The sequence below is a fragment of the Shewanella sp. genome, from assembly GCF_013214165.1.
In the GTDB taxonomy this organism is placed as follows: Bacteria; Pseudomonadota; Gammaproteobacteria; order Enterobacterales; family Shewanellaceae; genus Shewanella.
The window spans coordinates 1-15,603 of sequence record NZ_JABSSM010000018.1; the positions used below are offsets into that span (position 1 = coordinate 1).

The 15,603-nt window shown below is 47.0% G+C and carries 11 protein-coding genes and 1 pseudogene; 10 read left to right on the plus strand and 2 right to left on the minus strand.

The features are described from left to right. Positions 1-96, minus strand: a pseudogene (locus HRU42_RS05740) (EamA/RhaT family transporter); the annotation flags it as partial. A gap of 390 nt (positions 97-486) precedes the next feature. Here HRU42_RS05740 and dnaK point away from each other — a divergent pair. The 8 genes from dnaK to greA all read left to right on the plus strand — a co-directional run bounded on the left by dnaK (position 487) and on the right by greA (position 12,233). After that, the gene (gene dnaK, locus HRU42_RS05745; protein WP_295029450.1) at positions 487-2,409 is read left to right on the plus strand and encodes a molecular chaperone DnaK; all 1,923 of its coding nucleotides are present in this window, start codon (positions 487-489) and stop codon (positions 2,407-2,409) included. 125 nt (positions 2,410-2,534) lie between these two features. Beyond that, complete coding sequence (gene dnaJ / locus HRU42_RS05750) at positions 2,535-3,665, plus strand: molecular chaperone DnaJ (protein ID WP_295029452.1); 1,131 nt, start codon at positions 2,535-2,537, stop codon at positions 3,663-3,665. A gap of 342 nt (positions 3,666-4,007) precedes the next feature. Next, positions 4,008-4,808, plus strand: a complete 801-nt coding sequence (locus tag HRU42_RS05755; RefSeq protein WP_295029453.1) for a M48 family metallopeptidase — start codon at positions 4,008-4,010, stop codon at positions 4,806-4,808. Positions 4,809-4,892: 84 nt separating this feature from the next. After that, positions 4,893-5,510: an FKBP-type peptidyl-prolyl cis-trans isomerase gene (locus HRU42_RS05760; protein ID WP_295029454.1), complete on the plus strand. Its 618-nt coding sequence runs from the start codon at positions 4,893-4,895 to the stop codon at positions 5,508-5,510. Positions 5,511-5,644: 134 nt separating this feature from the next. Continuing rightward, positions 5,645-6,457 (plus strand): 4-hydroxy-tetrahydrodipicolinate reductase, encoded by an 813-nt coding sequence (gene dapB / locus HRU42_RS05765; protein WP_295029455.1) that lies wholly within the window; start codon positions 5,645-5,647, stop codon positions 6,455-6,457. 504 nt (positions 6,458-6,961) lie between these two features. Beyond that, positions 6,962-8,119: a glutamine-hydrolyzing carbamoyl-phosphate synthase small subunit gene (gene carA, locus HRU42_RS05770; protein WP_295029456.1), complete on the plus strand. Its 1,158-nt coding sequence runs from the start codon at positions 6,962-6,964 to the stop codon at positions 8,117-8,119. Positions 8,120-8,138: 19 nt separating this feature from the next. Continuing rightward, on the plus strand, positions 8,139-11,357 hold the full coding sequence (gene carB / locus HRU42_RS05775; RefSeq protein ID WP_295029458.1) for a carbamoyl-phosphate synthase large subunit: 3,219 nt from the start codon (positions 8,139-8,141) through the stop codon (positions 11,355-11,357). Positions 11,358-11,756: 399 nt separating this feature from the next. Next, on the plus strand, positions 11,757-12,233 hold the full coding sequence (greA, locus tag HRU42_RS05780; protein ID WP_295029459.1) for a transcription elongation factor GreA: 477 nt from the start codon (positions 11,757-11,759) through the stop codon (positions 12,231-12,233). A 214-nt stretch (positions 12,234-12,447) separates the two neighbouring features. Here greA and yhbY read toward each other — a convergent pair whose 3' ends face one another. Beyond that, positions 12,448-12,747 carry a ribosome assembly RNA-binding protein YhbY gene (yhbY, locus tag HRU42_RS05785; protein WP_295029460.1) on the minus strand — a complete coding sequence of 100 codons (300 nt, stop codon included), beginning with the start codon at positions 12,745-12,747 and terminating at the stop codon, positions 12,448-12,450. Between the two features lie 91 nt (positions 12,748-12,838). Here yhbY and rlmE point away from each other — a divergent pair, with 91 nt between their 5' ends. Next, the gene (gene rlmE / locus HRU42_RS05790; protein WP_295029461.1) at positions 12,839-13,468 is read left to right on the plus strand and encodes a 23S rRNA (uridine(2552)-2'-O)-methyltransferase RlmE; all 630 of its coding nucleotides are present in this window, start codon (positions 12,839-12,841) and stop codon (positions 13,466-13,468) included. 45 nt (positions 13,469-13,513) lie between these two features. Next, positions 13,514-15,487 (plus strand): ATP-dependent zinc metalloprotease FtsH, encoded by a 1,974-nt coding sequence (gene ftsH / locus HRU42_RS05795; RefSeq protein ID WP_295029463.1) that lies wholly within the window; start codon positions 13,514-13,516, stop codon positions 15,485-15,487. Positions 15,488-15,603: the final 116 nt, after the last annotated feature.

The window sequence follows — 15,603 nt, forward strand, 5'->3', positions numbered from 1 at the left end:
GAAATGGGCGAGTGCCAACTTAAAAGCGGTGGCGACCGTTGACCAAAGGCAGATGGCACCAATGCCATACAGATAGGCCTGATTTGATTGTTTCAATGATTTTACTCTTAACTACAGCAGAGACAACAACACGATTTCCCGACTGTTTAGTTAAGCCGAAGAGAACGCACTCTTAGATTGCATTCATTATACGGTATTTTTGGGGCTGAGTTTGAGTCGGTAAACAAAAAAATGTCCAAGGGGGCAATTTTTATCTATTTACACTTGTATTCAATGTAAACGGCCCAATATAGAGGTTAAGGCAAGATTATGGGGCCGGTTAGCGCCAAAGTGAAACTTAATATAGCAAGCCATTCGCTGAGACCAAATTCTTAAGAACTATTTCTTACTAACTTCATCTCAGGCTTGAAATAGTTTTTACTAACCCCATATCTCCATCAGATAACAAATTTAGCATTACTTAAGAAAAGATTTCAGGAGCACCCCATGGGTAGAATTATTGGTATTGATTTAGGCACAACAAACTCTTGCGTAGCTGTATTAGACGGCGGCACACCACGTGTACTCGAGAATGCCGAAGGCGATCGTACTACGCCTTCTATTATCGCCTACACTGGCGATGAGATTTTGGTTGGTCAACCTGCAAAGCGCCAGGCTGTGACAAACCCGACTAATACTTTTTACGCCATCAAGCGTCTTATCGGTCGTCGTTTTAAAGATGACGAAGTTCAGCGTGATGTTGACATTATGCCGTTCAATATCATAGCAGCAGATAATGGTGATGCATGGGTTGAAGCTCACGGTAAGAAGATGGCTCCTCCTCAGGTTTCTGCCGAAACCTTGAAGAAAATGAAGAAGACTGCCGAAGACTTCTTAGGTGAAGAAGTTACAGAGGCGGTAATTACCGTGCCTGCATACTTCAACGATTCACAGCGTCAAGCGACTAAAGATGCTGGCCGTATCGCCGGTCTTGAAGTTAAGCGTATTATCAACGAGCCAACTGCTGCTGCACTGGCTTACGGCATCGATAAGAAGCAAGGCGATAATATCGTCGCCGTATATGATTTAGGTGGCGGTACCTTCGATATCTCTATCATAGAAATTGATAGTGTCGATGGCGAACAAACTTTCGAAGTACTAGCGACCAACGGTGACACTCACTTAGGTGGTGAAGATTTCGATAACCGTTTGATCAAGTATCTTGCCGATGAGTTCAAGAAAGAGCAAGGTCTGGATCTACGTAACGATCCATTGGCGATGCAGCGTCTTAAAGAAGCGGCAGAGAAAGCTAAGATTGAACTTTCAAGTGCATCACACACAGAAGTAAACCTGCCTTATATCACTGCCGATGCGACAGGTCCAAAGCACCTAGTGGTAAAAATTACTCGTGCTAAGCTTGAGTCTCTAGTTGATGACCTTATCACGCGTACCTTAGAGCCATTAAAAGTTGCTCTCGCAGATGCTGATCTTAGTGTGTCAGATATCAACGAAGTGATTCTAGTTGGTGGCCAGACTCGTATGCCTAAGGTTCGCGCCGAGGTTTCAGAGTTCTTCGGTAAAGATATTCGTCAAGACGTTAATCCGGACGAAGCGGTTGCCATTGGTGCAGCGGTTCAGGCTGGCGTACTGTCTGGTGAAGTTAAAGATGTACTGCTACTCGACGTTACACCTCTGTCTCTGGGTATTGAGACCATGGGTAGCGTGATGACTAAGCTTATCGAGAAGAACACCACTATCCCGACTAAGGCGCAGCAAACTTTCTCTACTGCCGACGATAACCAGAGTGCAGTGACTATTCACGTACTCCAGGGTGAGCGTAAGCAATCGAGTGGTAACAAGTCTCTGGGTCAATTTAACTTAGAAGGCATCGAGGCCGCGCCTCGTGGTGCTCCACAGATTGAAGTTGCATTCGACATCGATGCCGATGGTATCTTGCATGTATCGGCTACCGATAAGAAGACAGGTAAAGAGCAGAAAATTACCATTAAAGCCTCTTCTGGTCTGAGTGAGGAAGAAGTAGAAGCTATGGTACGTGATGCCGAAGCCCATGCCGATGAAGATGCTAAGTTTGAAGAGTTGGTAACGGCTCGTAACCAGGCCGATGGCATGGTTCACGCTACCAAGAAGCAGATCGAAGAAGCGGGTGAAGCACTGCCAAGCGACGAGAAAGAGAAAATTGAAACTGCCATGGCTGCCGTCGAAACTGCGGTCAATGGTAAGGACAAAGAAGCTATCGAGAAGTCTACTCAAGAGCTGATGGAAGCATCGTCTAAGTTGATGGAAATTGCGCAGGCGAAAGCCCAAGCGGAGCAGGGACAACAGGCTCCAGAAGGTGAAGCACAAGCGGCTAAGCCTGATGAAGATGTTGTTGATGCAGAGTTTGAAGAAGTTAAAGAAGACAAGAAGTAATAAAGGCTAACCCCTGAATTATTGAATACGGGCGTTAGGGGAAACTCTAATGCCCGTAGTTGTGATTTGAGCTACAAGATTAGCGGCTAAAACAGCTACCACATCAGCAAAGAAAGCGTGAGAATATGTCGAAGCGAGATTATTACGAAGTATTAAGTGTCAGTCGTGAATCCAGTGAACGTGAAATTAAAAAGGCTTATAAGCGTTTAGCCATGAAGTTTCACCCGGATCGCAACCCAGACGATAAAAATGCAGAAGCCAATTTCAAAGAGATAAAGGAAGCGTACGAAATCCTTACCGATAGCGATAAGAAGGCGGCCTATGATCAATTCGGTCATGCGGGTGTCGATCCTAATCGTGGCGGTGGTGGTTCCGGTGGCAATGCCGATTTTGGTGATGTTTTTGGTGATGTGTTTGGTGATATCTTCGGTGGTGGCCGCCGTGGTGGCCAACGTCAGGCTGCTCGTGGTAGTGATCTGCGTTACAACTTGGAGCTGTCTTTAGAAGAAGCGGTTAAGGGGCTGACTAAAGAGCTACGCATTCCAAAGTTGACTACCTGTGATAGCTGTGATGGCAACGGTGCTAAGAAGGGTACTGCGCCTACAACTTGTGGTACCTGTCATGGTCAAGGCCAGGTGCAGATGCGCCAAGGGTTCTTCGCGGTGCAGCAAGCCTGTCCTACTTGTCATGGCCGCGGCAAGATCATTAAAGATCCTTGTAACAAGTGTCATGGTGAAGGTCGAGTCGAGAAGAGCAAGACTTTATCCGTTAAAATACCAGCCGGTGTCGACAATGGCGATCGTATTCGTTTGTCTGGCGAAGGTGAAGCGGGTGAGTATGGTGCTCCTCCGGGAGACCTTTACGTGCAGGTGAGCGTTCGTGAACACTCAATCTTCGTGCGTGATGGCAATAACCTCTACTGTGAAGTGCCCATTTCATTCGGTAAGGCCACACTCGGTGGTGAGATTGAAGTGCCGACACTCGATGGTAAGGTGAATCTTAAGATACCGGCAGAGACGCAAACTGGCCGTATGTTCCGCTTGCGTGGTAAGGGCGTTAAGTCAGTACGCAGTCATGCTGTGGGTGACTTGCTGTGTAAGGTTGTCATGGAAACGCCAGTCAAACTTAACGAACATCAGAAAGACTTGTTACGCGAATTTGATGGAACACTCGCGGATGCTTCCAAGAAGCATAGCCCGAAAGCCGAAGGTTTCTTCGATGGCGTGAAGAAGTTCTTTCAGGACTTAAATACCTAATTTAATTTCAAAGCGCTATCGCTGAAATTTAATGAGTTGATAAAGCCCCGCATTGCTAAAGCAAGCGGGGCTTTTTTGCACATGGCCAAAAATGTTCCAGACATTTTTCGGCATTTCCTCCATCCTTGGAGGTCAGATGTGCTTATCCCCGGGCGTCAGGGCACCCGAAATACTGCCTGCATTTCTTGGCATTCCCTACCTCCTTCTGCCTGCCTGATTCAAATGAACACGAGGGTAATAATAAAGTGACTTATTTGTGCTAATAATGTTGCTGAAATTTGATAGGCTCTAGGTCTAGTTCCTAGGGACTAGACCTTTTCTTTAATAAAGGACTCCTCACTGATGAAATCCATACCTGCATTACTCCTATCCGCCATGATCTTATCTGGCTGTGCCACCCATCAATCTCCTACGGGCCGCAGTCAGACCTTGCTGTTTTCATCTCAGGAAATTAATCAGATGGGAGACCAATCTTTTGAGCAGATGAAACAGCAGGAGAGGCTGAGTAAAGATAGCAAGTTGGTGACCTATGTGAACTGCGTCGCCGATCGTGTGACTCGGGTCTTATCCGATAAGTCACTAAAATGGGATGTAGTCGTGTTCGAGTCCGATCAAGTCAACGCGTTTGCTCTACCTGGTGGGCATATCGGTGTCTATACTGGCTTGCTAAGTGTCGCCGAAAATGCGGACCAACTGGCGACCGTTATCGGGCATGAGGTGGCTCATGTGTTGGCTAATCACAGTAATGAGCAGGTATCACGCGCACAGATGACCGGGATTGGCATGCAAATGGCTGATGCGGCCATGGGGGTGACTGGTGTCAGTAATAAAGACCTGTATATGGCGGCGCTTGGTTTAGGTACTCAGGTCGGCTTTATTTTACCTTATGGTCGTGAGCAGGAGAGTGAGGCCGACATCATGGGAGTGGAGTTAATGGCACTAGCGGGATTCGATCCGAGACAGAGTATGTTGCTTTGGCAGAACATGGCGCAAGCTGGAGGGGGGCAAGGACCCGAACTGCTGTCTACCCATCCATCCCACAGTCACAGAATTGATGATCTAAACCAGATGCAGGCGCAAGTCATGCCTCTGTATCTGGCGAACAAAGATAAAGTAAAGAATCTCTGTCAGATTGCGAAATAAATTTGAGCTTATCAAAGAACACTTTTTTTAAATATGGTAAACTAGCGCGCGAAAATTAATTGAATCATTGAGAGTAAAATCATTATGTCTGACAAGTTCACTAGTATCGAAGCGCAAGCAAGTTATGGCGTAGGTCGTCAACTTGGCGAGCAATTGGCTGCTAATTCATTCGAAGGTATCGACATCTCAGCCGTTCAGCTAGGTCTATCTGATGCTTTTGATGGTATAGAGAGCCAAGTTGCTACGGAAGAACTTCAAATTGCATTTACTGAGATCAGTCAGCGCATTCAGAAAGTTCAAGAAGCGGCTGCTGAAGCGGCATCTGCCGAAGGCGAAACTTTCCTAGGTGAGAATGCTAAGCGTGATGGCATAGTGACTCTTGAATCAGGTCTTCAATATGAGATTCTGAATGAAGGCGAGGGCGACAAGCCAAGCCTTGACGCCACGGTTCGTACTCATTATCACGGTACTTTCATCAATGGTGATGTGTTCGATAGCTCAGTTGTTCGTGACCAACCTGCCGAGTTCCCAGTATCGGGTGTGATTGCTGGTTGGACCGAGGCGCTACAACTTATGCCAGTGGGTGCAAAGTGGAGACTGTATGTTCCTCATCATTTGGCATACGGCGAGCGTGGTGCAGGAGCTTCTATCCCGCCATACTCCGCATTGGTATTTGAAGTCGAATTACTCGACATTCTTTAATTCAATATCATTAAATGCCTAAGCTAACGCTTAGGCATTTTTTTAGAATAAGAATTAACAGTTCCTCTTTTATGACTGTAAGAGCTGAGCTGCCCATTATATAATTTAGCTAGATAGATTTGAGGAATATTACGATGACAGAACAAGTAAGAGTGGCTATTACTGGCGGCAGTGGTCGTATGGGACGTACTCTTATTGAAGCTGCACGAATTCAGTCTGCTATCTATCTAGGTGCTGCGATTGAAAGAGCCAGCTCGACTCTTATAGGCGTTGATGCCGGCGAGCTTGCTGGTGTGGGGTCGATGAACGTACCTATCACAGATTCGCTCGATAAAGCCGTCGACGATTTCGATGTCTTGATTGATTTCACCTCTCCAGAAGCGAGTGTCATGCATGCAAAATGGTGTGCCAGAAATGGTAAGGCCATCGTTATCGGCACGACAGGCTTCACCGATGCCCAAAAAGAGTTGATCTCGACTTATGCTGAAAAGACGCCAGTTGTGATGGCGCCTAATATGGCCGTTGGGGTTAACCTGATGTGGAAACTGCTCGAGCTAGCGGCAGAAGTCATGGGTGATTACACCGATATAGAGATCATCGAGGGTCATCACAGGTATAAGAAAGATGCGCCTTCTGGCACGGCACTCAAGATGGGCGAAGTGATAGCCAAAACCTTGGGTCGTGATCTGAAGCAATGTGCCGTTTATGGCCGTGAAGGGATGACCGGAGAGCGGGATCGCGAAACGATAGGCTTCTCTACCATACGTGCAGGGGATCTTGTGGGCGAGCATACCGTCATGTTTGCCGATATCGGTGAGCGGTTGGAGATCACCCATAAGGCATCGAGTCGTATGACTTTCGCTAATGGTGCCATGAGAGCATCGGTCTGGTTAGTGAATCAAGATGCTGGTCTCTACGATATGCAGCAGGTATTGGGTCTCAAATAATTACTATTTTTTAAAACCGCCAATTAGGCGGTTTTTTTATACACGGAAGTATTTATCCGCGGACGCCAAGGTACCTGAAATGTTCCGTACATTTCTTGGCATTTCCTACATCCTTGTAGGTCATGGTGTAGGAGGGGATTTATACATGGAAGTATTTATCCGCGGACGCCAAGGTACCTGAAATGTTCCGTACATTTGTTGGCATTTCCTACATCCTTGTAGGTCATGGTGTAGGAGGGGGTTTATACAAGGCCAGAAATGTTGCGTACATTTCTGGGTGTTTCCTTCTTGACCCATAGGGATATGGGGAATGTCACTGACCCTCATAGGTCATGATGTAGAAGGAGTTGTTACAAATATTTTCTCATGATTTTAATTTTAATTTATAGACAAGCTAAATAAACACGTATATAGTTGTCCGAATTTGCCAAATTTTTTTATTTATGTAAATGTTGGTATTATTAAAGCAATAAAAAACATTATATTTTAGTGGCTTGGCTCATTATGGAGGTCGCGTTGACAAAGTCTGCCTTACTCGTACTCGAAGATGGAACTGTATTCTCTGGCACTGCAATTGGTGCCGATGGACATGCTGTTGGTGAAGTGGTTTTTAACACTTCAATGACAGGATACCAGGAGATCCTGACAGATCCCTCTTATTCTCGCCAGATCGTAACTCTAACCTATCCTCATATTGGTAACACTGGAACCAATGATGAAGATACAGAATCCGATGCAGTCCACGCTTGTGGTCTGATCATCAGAGATCTTCCTCTTCTCGCCAGTAACTTTCGAAATCAGCAATGCCTGAGTGAATATCTAAAAGCTAACAATATTGTTGGTATTGCAGATATTGATACTCGAAAATTGACTCGTATTTTACGAGAGAAAGGTGCTCAAGCAGGCTGTATCTTAGTCGGTGAGGATGACATCGCTAAGGCGTTAGCCGCAGCGAAAGCGTTCCCTGGTTTAAAAGGCATGGATTTAGCCAAAGAAGTCACCACAGAAAAAGCCTATCAGTGGCGTAGCGGTAGCTGGCGTTTAGTCGGTGGTTTACCCGAAGATAAGCCTGAATCAGAGCTTAAATACAAGGTCGTCGCTTACGACTACGGTGTGAAGCGTAATATCTTACGCATGCTGGTAGATCGTGGTTGTGATGTCACTGTGGTTCCGGCCCAGACACCAGCATCTGCAGTGCTGGCGATGAAACCTGATGGGATATTCCTATCGAATGGCCCAGGTGACCCTGAGCCATGTGACTATGCTATCAAGGCGATTCAGGAAATTCTCAAGACAGAGATCCCTGTGTTCGGTATTTGCCTCGGTCATCAGCTGTTGGCGTTAGCCTGCGGTGCTAAAACCCTTAAAATGAAGTTTGGTCATCATGGTGCTAACCACCCGGTGAGTGATCTTGAGCAAGGTAATGTGATGATCACCAGTCAAAACCACGGTTTTGCTGCCGATGAAACTAGCCTACCCGCCAACATCAAGGTGACGCATAAGTCATTGTTTGATGGTTCATTGCAAGGTATACATTTGACAGACAAGCCTGCATTTAGCTTCCAGGGACACCCTGAAGCGAGTCCGGGTCCACATGATGCAGCGCCCTTGTTCAATCACTTTATTGAACTTATCGAGTCATATCGTCAAAACGCCAAGTAGTCAGGAGAAGGTTTAAGCAATGCCAAAACGTACAGATATAAAAAGTATTCTTATCCTGGGTGCAGGCCCGATTGTTATCGGTCAGGCATGTGAGTTTGATTACTCCGGTGCCCAGGCATGTAAAGCCCTACGTGAAGAAGGTTATCGAGTTATTCTGGTTAACTCTAACCCAGCCACTATCATGACAGATCCTGAGATGGCCGATGCGACGTATATCGAGCCAATTCATTGGGAAGTTGTGCGTAATATTATTGCCAAAGAGCGTCCCGATGCGATTCTGCCTACCATGGGCGGCCAGACGGCGCTTAACTGTGCGCTGGAGCTGGAAAGCAAGGGCGTGCTGAAAGAGTTTAATGTCGAGATGATTGGCGCGACAGCCGACGCCATAGACAAGGCCGAAGACCGTGGCCGTTTCGATAAGGCGATGAAAGCCATTGGCCTCGAGTGTCCACGTGCGGGTTTTGCCCATACGATGGCAGAGGCATTCGCGGTGCAGGAAACCTTGGGTTTCCCGTGTATTATTCGCCCGTCTTTCACCATGGGTGGCAGCGGCGGCGGTATCGCTTATAACAGGGAAGAGTTCGAAGAGATCTGTACTCAAGGACTGGACCTGTCGCCAACTAGTGAGCTGCTAATCGATGAGTCACTTATCGGTTGGAAAGAGTACGAGATGGAAGTGGTGCGTGACAAGAATGATAACTGCATCATAGTCTGCTCTATCGAGAACTTCGATGCCATGGGCGTGCATACCGGCGACTCGATCACCGTGGCTCCAGCTCAGACACTGACGGATAAAGAATATCAGTTGATGCGTAATGCTTCTATCGCTGTTCTGCGTGAGATCGGTGTGGAGACGGGAGGGTCTAACGTACAGTTTGGTATCAACCCGAAGGATGGCCGCATGGTTATCATCGAGATGAACCCAAGAGTATCACGCTCTTCGGCATTAGCGTCTAAGGCGACGGGATTCCCAATTGCTAAAATCGCCGCCAAGCTGGCGGTGGGTTACACTCTCGATGAGCTTAAGAATGATATCACAGGCGGTACTACCCCTGCTTCATTCGAGCCTGCCATCGATTATGTGGTCACCAAGATGCCGCGCTTCAACTTCGAGAAGTTTGCCGGTGCCAATGACCGTCTAACCACACAGATGAAGTCGGTTGGTGAAGTGATGTCCATCGGACGTACGTTCCAGGAATCACTGCAAAAAGCATTGCGTGGACTCGAAGTCGGTAAGAATGGTCTAGATCCCATTATCGATATCGAAGATGCCGATGCGATGAAAAGAATTCGCCACGAGCTTAAAGAGCCAGGGGCAGACAGAATTTGGTATATTGCCGATGCCTTCCGTGCCGGGCTCTCTCTCGATGAAATCTTCGGTCTGACAAATGTCGATCCTTGGTTTTTGGTACAGATACAAGATCTACTTAATTTTGAAACTCAGGTTAAAGACGCTGGCATGTCGGGGCTCAATCAGGTCTTCTTACGCCAACTTAAGCGTAAAGGTTTCTCTGATTTACGTTTGTCGGATCTGCTCGGTGTCAGTGAGTCAGAGCTGCGCAAGTTACGCCACAAGTATGAGATTCATCCTGTGTATAAGCGCGTCGATACTTGCGCCGCCGAATTCTCAACCGATACCGCCTATATGTACTCTACCTATGAGGAAGAGTGTGAGGCGAATCCTTCTAATCGTGACAAGATCATGATCTTAGGTGGCGGACCAAACAGAATTGGCCAGGGAATCGAGTTTGATTACTGTTGTGTGCATGCGGCAATGGCATTGCGTGAAGACGGTTATGAGACCATCATGGTCAACTGTAACCCTGAGACAGTATCCACCGATTACGACACATCCGATAGACTCTATTTTGAATCTGTCACTCTGGAAGATGTGCTCGAGATCGTTCGTATCGAGAAGCCTAAGGGCGTTATCGTGCAATATGGCGGACAAACACCACTTAAGTTAGCCCGTGAACTCGAAGCTGCCGGCGTACCCATAATAGGTACAAGTCCGGATGCAATCGACCGCGCCGAAGACAGAGAGCGTTTCCAGAAGGCGATACAGCGTCTGCAGATGAAGCAGCCTGAAAACGAAACAGTCACTACCGTCGAAAGTGCGATTATCTCGGCCGAGCGTATCGGTTATCCCTTAGTGGTTCGTCCATCTTATGTACTCGGTGGTCGTGCGATGGAGATAGTCTACGATGAGCAAGATTTGCGTCGCTACTTCAACGAAGCCGTGAGCGTGTCAAACTCCTCTCCTGTATTGCTTGATCGTTTCTTAGATAATGCCATCGAAATCGATATCGATGCCATCTGTGATGGCGAGACTGTCGTTATTGGCTCTATCATGGAGCATATCGAGCAAGCTGGCGTACACTCGGGTGACTCAGGTTGTTCATTGCCTCCTTATAGCCTAAGTGAAGATGTGCAGAACCGCATGCGTGAGCAGGTGGGTAAGCTGGCCATGGAGCTTGGCGTCATAGGCTTGATGAATGTGCAGTTTGCCGTGAAGGATGATGAGATCTATATGATCGAAGTTAACCCTCGCGCCGCACGTACTGTACCATTTGTTTCTAAGGCGACTGGCGTACCTTTAGCTAAGATAGCGGCTCGTGTGATGGTGGGGCAAAGCCTGAAGTCACAAAATATTACCGAGGAAGTGATCCCACCTTTCTTCTCGGTGAAAGAAGTCGTTTTACCCTTTAATAAGTTCCCGGGTGTCGATCCTATGCTTGGCCCTGAGATGCGCTCAACCGGCGAGGTGATGGGTATAGGTGATACTTTCGCCGAGGCGTATGCTAAGGCGCAACTGGGTGCCACGGCTTCAGTGCCTAAGTCTGGACGAGCCTTGTTATCGGTGCGTGACAGCGATAAGAAAAGGGTCGCCGATCTGGCTGCTAAGTTGATTGAACTTGGTTATGAAATCGATGCGACTCACGGTACTGCAATTGTCCTAGGCGAGGCGGGGATCAATCCGCGCCTAGTTAACAAGGTACATGAGGGGCGTCCGCACATTCTCGATCGTATCAAGAATGGCGAGTATACCTATATCATAAACACCACCGAAGGCCGTCAGGCCATCGAAGATTCGCGTCAACTTAGACGTGGTGCATTGCGATACAAGGTCGATTACACCACGACTCTGAATGCCGCATTTGCGACATGTATGGCCCATGCCGTCGATGACATAAGCACTGTGACTTCGATTCAAGAGTGGCATAAACGCATCAAGTAAGACTCGATACTCAATAAGAAAAGGCCGCATCCGCGGCCTTTTTATTGTTTAAAATCAAATGTTCTATTTTTTATATTTGTGATCTAGTTAATAAATTCTAAAGACTAACCAGTATCTGGACGCATTTGTCTTCTATGATATTGTTCTCTGTTGAGAACTGGAGTTGTAAAATAACCTCTTTATTTTTAATGGCTTGCGTCTAAATCTAAAAGTTTGTTTTGTTTGTTATAAACTTTAGCGGACCCGATAACTTGGCTGAGACAAATAATTTTGTTAAAAAGTGGGATGCATCTGAGGGGATGAACGTATAGAATGAGCTTCATCCCGAAATACTTTACTTTATTGGCTCATTATGTGCCGATAGAGACTGCTTTTGTTTTAAGGAGACGAAAGAGGATTATGAATAAGGTTCCTATGACGGTTGTTGGCGCCGAGCAGCTACGCAAAGAGTTAGATTATCTGAAGTTTGACCAGCGTCCCAGTATCACTCAGGCGATCGGTTCTGCCAGAGAGTTGGGCGATCTTAAAGAGAACGCCGAGTATCATGCCGCGCGCGAAGAGCAGGGCATTTGTGAGGCGCGCATTCGTGATATTGAAGGTAAATTGTCGAATGTACAGATCATCGACGTGACTAAGATGGAAAATACTGGCCGCGTTATTTTCGGTACGACAGTGACCATATTGAATCTTGAGACCGAAGAAGAATCAACTTATCGCATTGTGGGTGAGGACGAGGCAAATGTTAAAGATAATTTGATCTCAGTGACTTCACCCATTGCCCGCGGTCTGGTGGGTAAGAGCAAAGATGATGAGGTCAATATTCAGACACCCGGTGGTGTCACAGAATATGAGATAATCGCCGTAGAGTATATCTAGGCTGAGCAGTTCGCTATCCCATTTATCGCTGATGTTGGCAGCCTGCGGAGTGAATTATCGCTGTATAAAAAAAAACCGCCTCGAGCGGTTTTTTTGATCTTGGAATAAAAAACATGCACAACAATACGTTGCGCTAGCACTTATAAACTTATAACCCAGACATAAAAAAACGGAGCCAAAGATTAATTTGGCTCCGTTTGTCGATAGAAGGTGCTTACTTTGCCTTAGGAACGGCGATTTTCATCTCTTCAGACTGACGGAAAAGTACAAGCACGTGACCGATAAGCTGTACTTGTACGGCTTGAGTCTCACGAACGATGGCGTCGACAATTGCTTTTTTTAACTCTCTGTCACCCGAGGCGACTTTCACCTTGATCAGCTCATGGTGAGTGAGTGCATTATCAATTTCCGCCAGTACACCTTCAGTCAGACCATTGGAACCAAGCATCACCACAGGCTTCAAATCATGCGCTAAGCCTTTCAAGTGTTGTTTTTGTTTGGTTGTTAAGTTCATTTATACCAACTTTATGCTGAGTTACTATTGAAAAACCGCTATTCTACCCTTATATACAGTTTATGTAACTCTCATTTGTTGCGGATGTTGAATGTCAGGTAAAAAACGAACAGCGAGTTCCTCCCGTTGGTTGCAGGAACATTTTGATGATCATTATGTCAAATTAGCTCAAAAACGGGGATTGCGCTCGCGCGCCGCGTTTAAATTAGAGGAGATCCAGGAGAAAGATAAGTTGATTCGCCCTGGTATGACTGTGGTGGATTTAGGGGCAGCCCCTGGTGGTTGGTCTCAAGTCGCCGTTAAACTTGCTGGAGACAGAGGTAAGGTTATTGCTTGCGATATTTTACCAATGGATCCCATAGTTGGTGTAGACTTTCTTCAGGGGGATTTTCGGCAAGAAAAGGTACTCGATGCCTTGCTTAGCCGAGTCGGAGATGGGAAAGTGGATGTGGTCTTGTCTGACATGGCACCGAACATGAGTGGTACCGGTGGTGTCGATCAGCCGCGTGCCATGTATCTGGTGGAATTAGCCTTAGATATGTGCCATCAGGTGATGGCTCCAAATGGCTGTTTCGCAGTCAAAGTCTTTCAGGGGGAGGGCTTTGAAGAGTACATGAAGTCGGTGAGAGCCGCATTTAAAATGGTTAAAACACGTAAGCCAGATTCTTCGCGAGCACGTTCGCGAGAAGTCTATCTTGTGGCGACAGGGTACAAGTTGTAGTACCCTAACGTCTGTTATCGCAAGACTGTATGAGGTCTAGTAATTTTGAGTGATATGGCAAAAAATTTAATTCTCTGGGTAGTCATCGCTGTTGTGTTGATGTCTGTATTTCAGGGCTACTCCCCCTCTTCTACCACTGCGTCGAAGATGGATTATTCTGCTTTTTTAGATGATGTTCGTAGTGGTCAGATAAACACCGTCGAAATAAAGAGCGATCAACGTACTATCGAAGGGACTAAACGTACCGGAGAAAAATTCACGACAATCATGCCCATGTATGATCAAGATCTGATAAACGATCTCGATCGTAAAGGCGTGAGTATGAAGGGGCAAGAAGCCGAAGAGTCCGGGTTCCTTACCCAGATCTTTATCTCCTGGTTCCCTATGCTATTGCTTATTGGGGTATGGATTTTCTTCATGCGTCAGATGCAGGGCGGTGGTGGCAAAGGTGCCATGTCGTTCGGTAAGAGCAAGGCTAAGCTGATGAGTGAAGATCAGATCAAGACCACTTTTGGTGACGTCGCAGGTTGTGACGAAGCGAAAGAGGACGTTAAGGAACTGGTCGATTACCTCAAAGAACCGACCAGATTTCAGAAGCTAGGTGGGCGTATTCCCACTGGTATACTGCTCGTAGGTCCTCCGGGTACGGGTAAAACCTTGCTGGCCAAGGCTATTGCCGGTGAGGCAAAGGTGCCTTTCTTCACCATCTCAGGTTCTGATTTCGTCGAGATGTTTGTCGGTGTCGGTGCTTCTCGTGTGCGTGACATGTTCGAACAAGCGAAGAAGTCGGCACCTTGTATCATCTTCATCGATGAGATCGATGCCGTCGGCCGTCAACGTGGTGCTGGTGTCGGTGGGGGGCATGATGAGCGTGAGCAAACATTGAACCAGTTGCTGGTCGAGATGGATGGTTTCGAAGGTAACGAAGGTGTCATCGTCATCGCGGCGACGAACAGACCCGATGTACTCGATTCTGCATTGCTGCGTCCGGGGCGTTTCGACCGTCAGGTCGTTGTGGGTCTTCCCGATGTACGTGGTCGTGAGCAGATACTTAAGGTGCATATGCGCAAAGTGCCTCTGGCCGATGACGTTAAGGCGAGTGTTATCGCTCGTGGTACGCCTGGTTTCTCCGGTGCAGATCTCGCCAACCTGGTTAACGAGGCGGCCTTGTTTGCCGCTCGCGGCAGTCGCCGTATCGTTAGCATGGAAGAATTTGAGAGTGCTAAAGATAAGATCATGATGGGTGCGGAACGTCGCTCCATGGTGATGTCGGAAGAAGAGAAGGCAATGACGGCGTACCATGAAGCCGGTCATGCTATTGTTGGTTGTTTAGTGCCTGAGCATGATCCTGTGCATAAGGTGACCATCATACCTCGTGGCCGCGCCTTAGGTGTGACCTTCTTCCTGCCTGAAGCCGACTCTATCAGCCAGACTAGACGTAAGCTGGAGAGTCAGATCTCTGTGGCATACGGTGGACGTCTCGCAGAAGAGATCATCTATGGTCGTGAAAGGATTTCTACCGGTGCGTCTCAAGACATCAAGTACGCCACTTCGATTGCCCGTAACATGGTGACTCAGTGGGGCTTCTCCGAGAAGCTAGGACCTGTCTTGTACGCCGAAGATGAAAATGAAGTTTTCTTAGGACGTAGCATGGGTAAGACTCAGCATATGTCCGATGAAACAGCGAGCCTGATCGATGCCGAAGTTAGGCTGCTCATCGATAACAACTTCGATCGTGCTAGGGTATATCTAAATGATAATATGGATATTCTTCATGCGATGAAAGATGCCTTGATGAAATATGAAACCATAGATTCCAATATGATCGAAGACTTGATGCAGCGTCGTGAAGTCCGTGCACCAGTCGATTGGGACATGGATGATAATGGTTCTAGCAAGGACGATAAGGATGGAGATTCAGCTAAGGCAGAAGAGGTAAGCTCCACCGAGAGTGAAGCAAAATCCGATTCTGAAGTAACGCCGGATATCAAGGATGCCGACGAATCTACAGCTAAATAACTATCAATATTGAGTAAAGAAAACCCCGTTATGGGGTTTTCTTGTTTTCTGTGTTTACAACTGTGTTTACTCGAGTAATAAAAAACAACTAATATCCTTTGGTATTATTAGCTTCA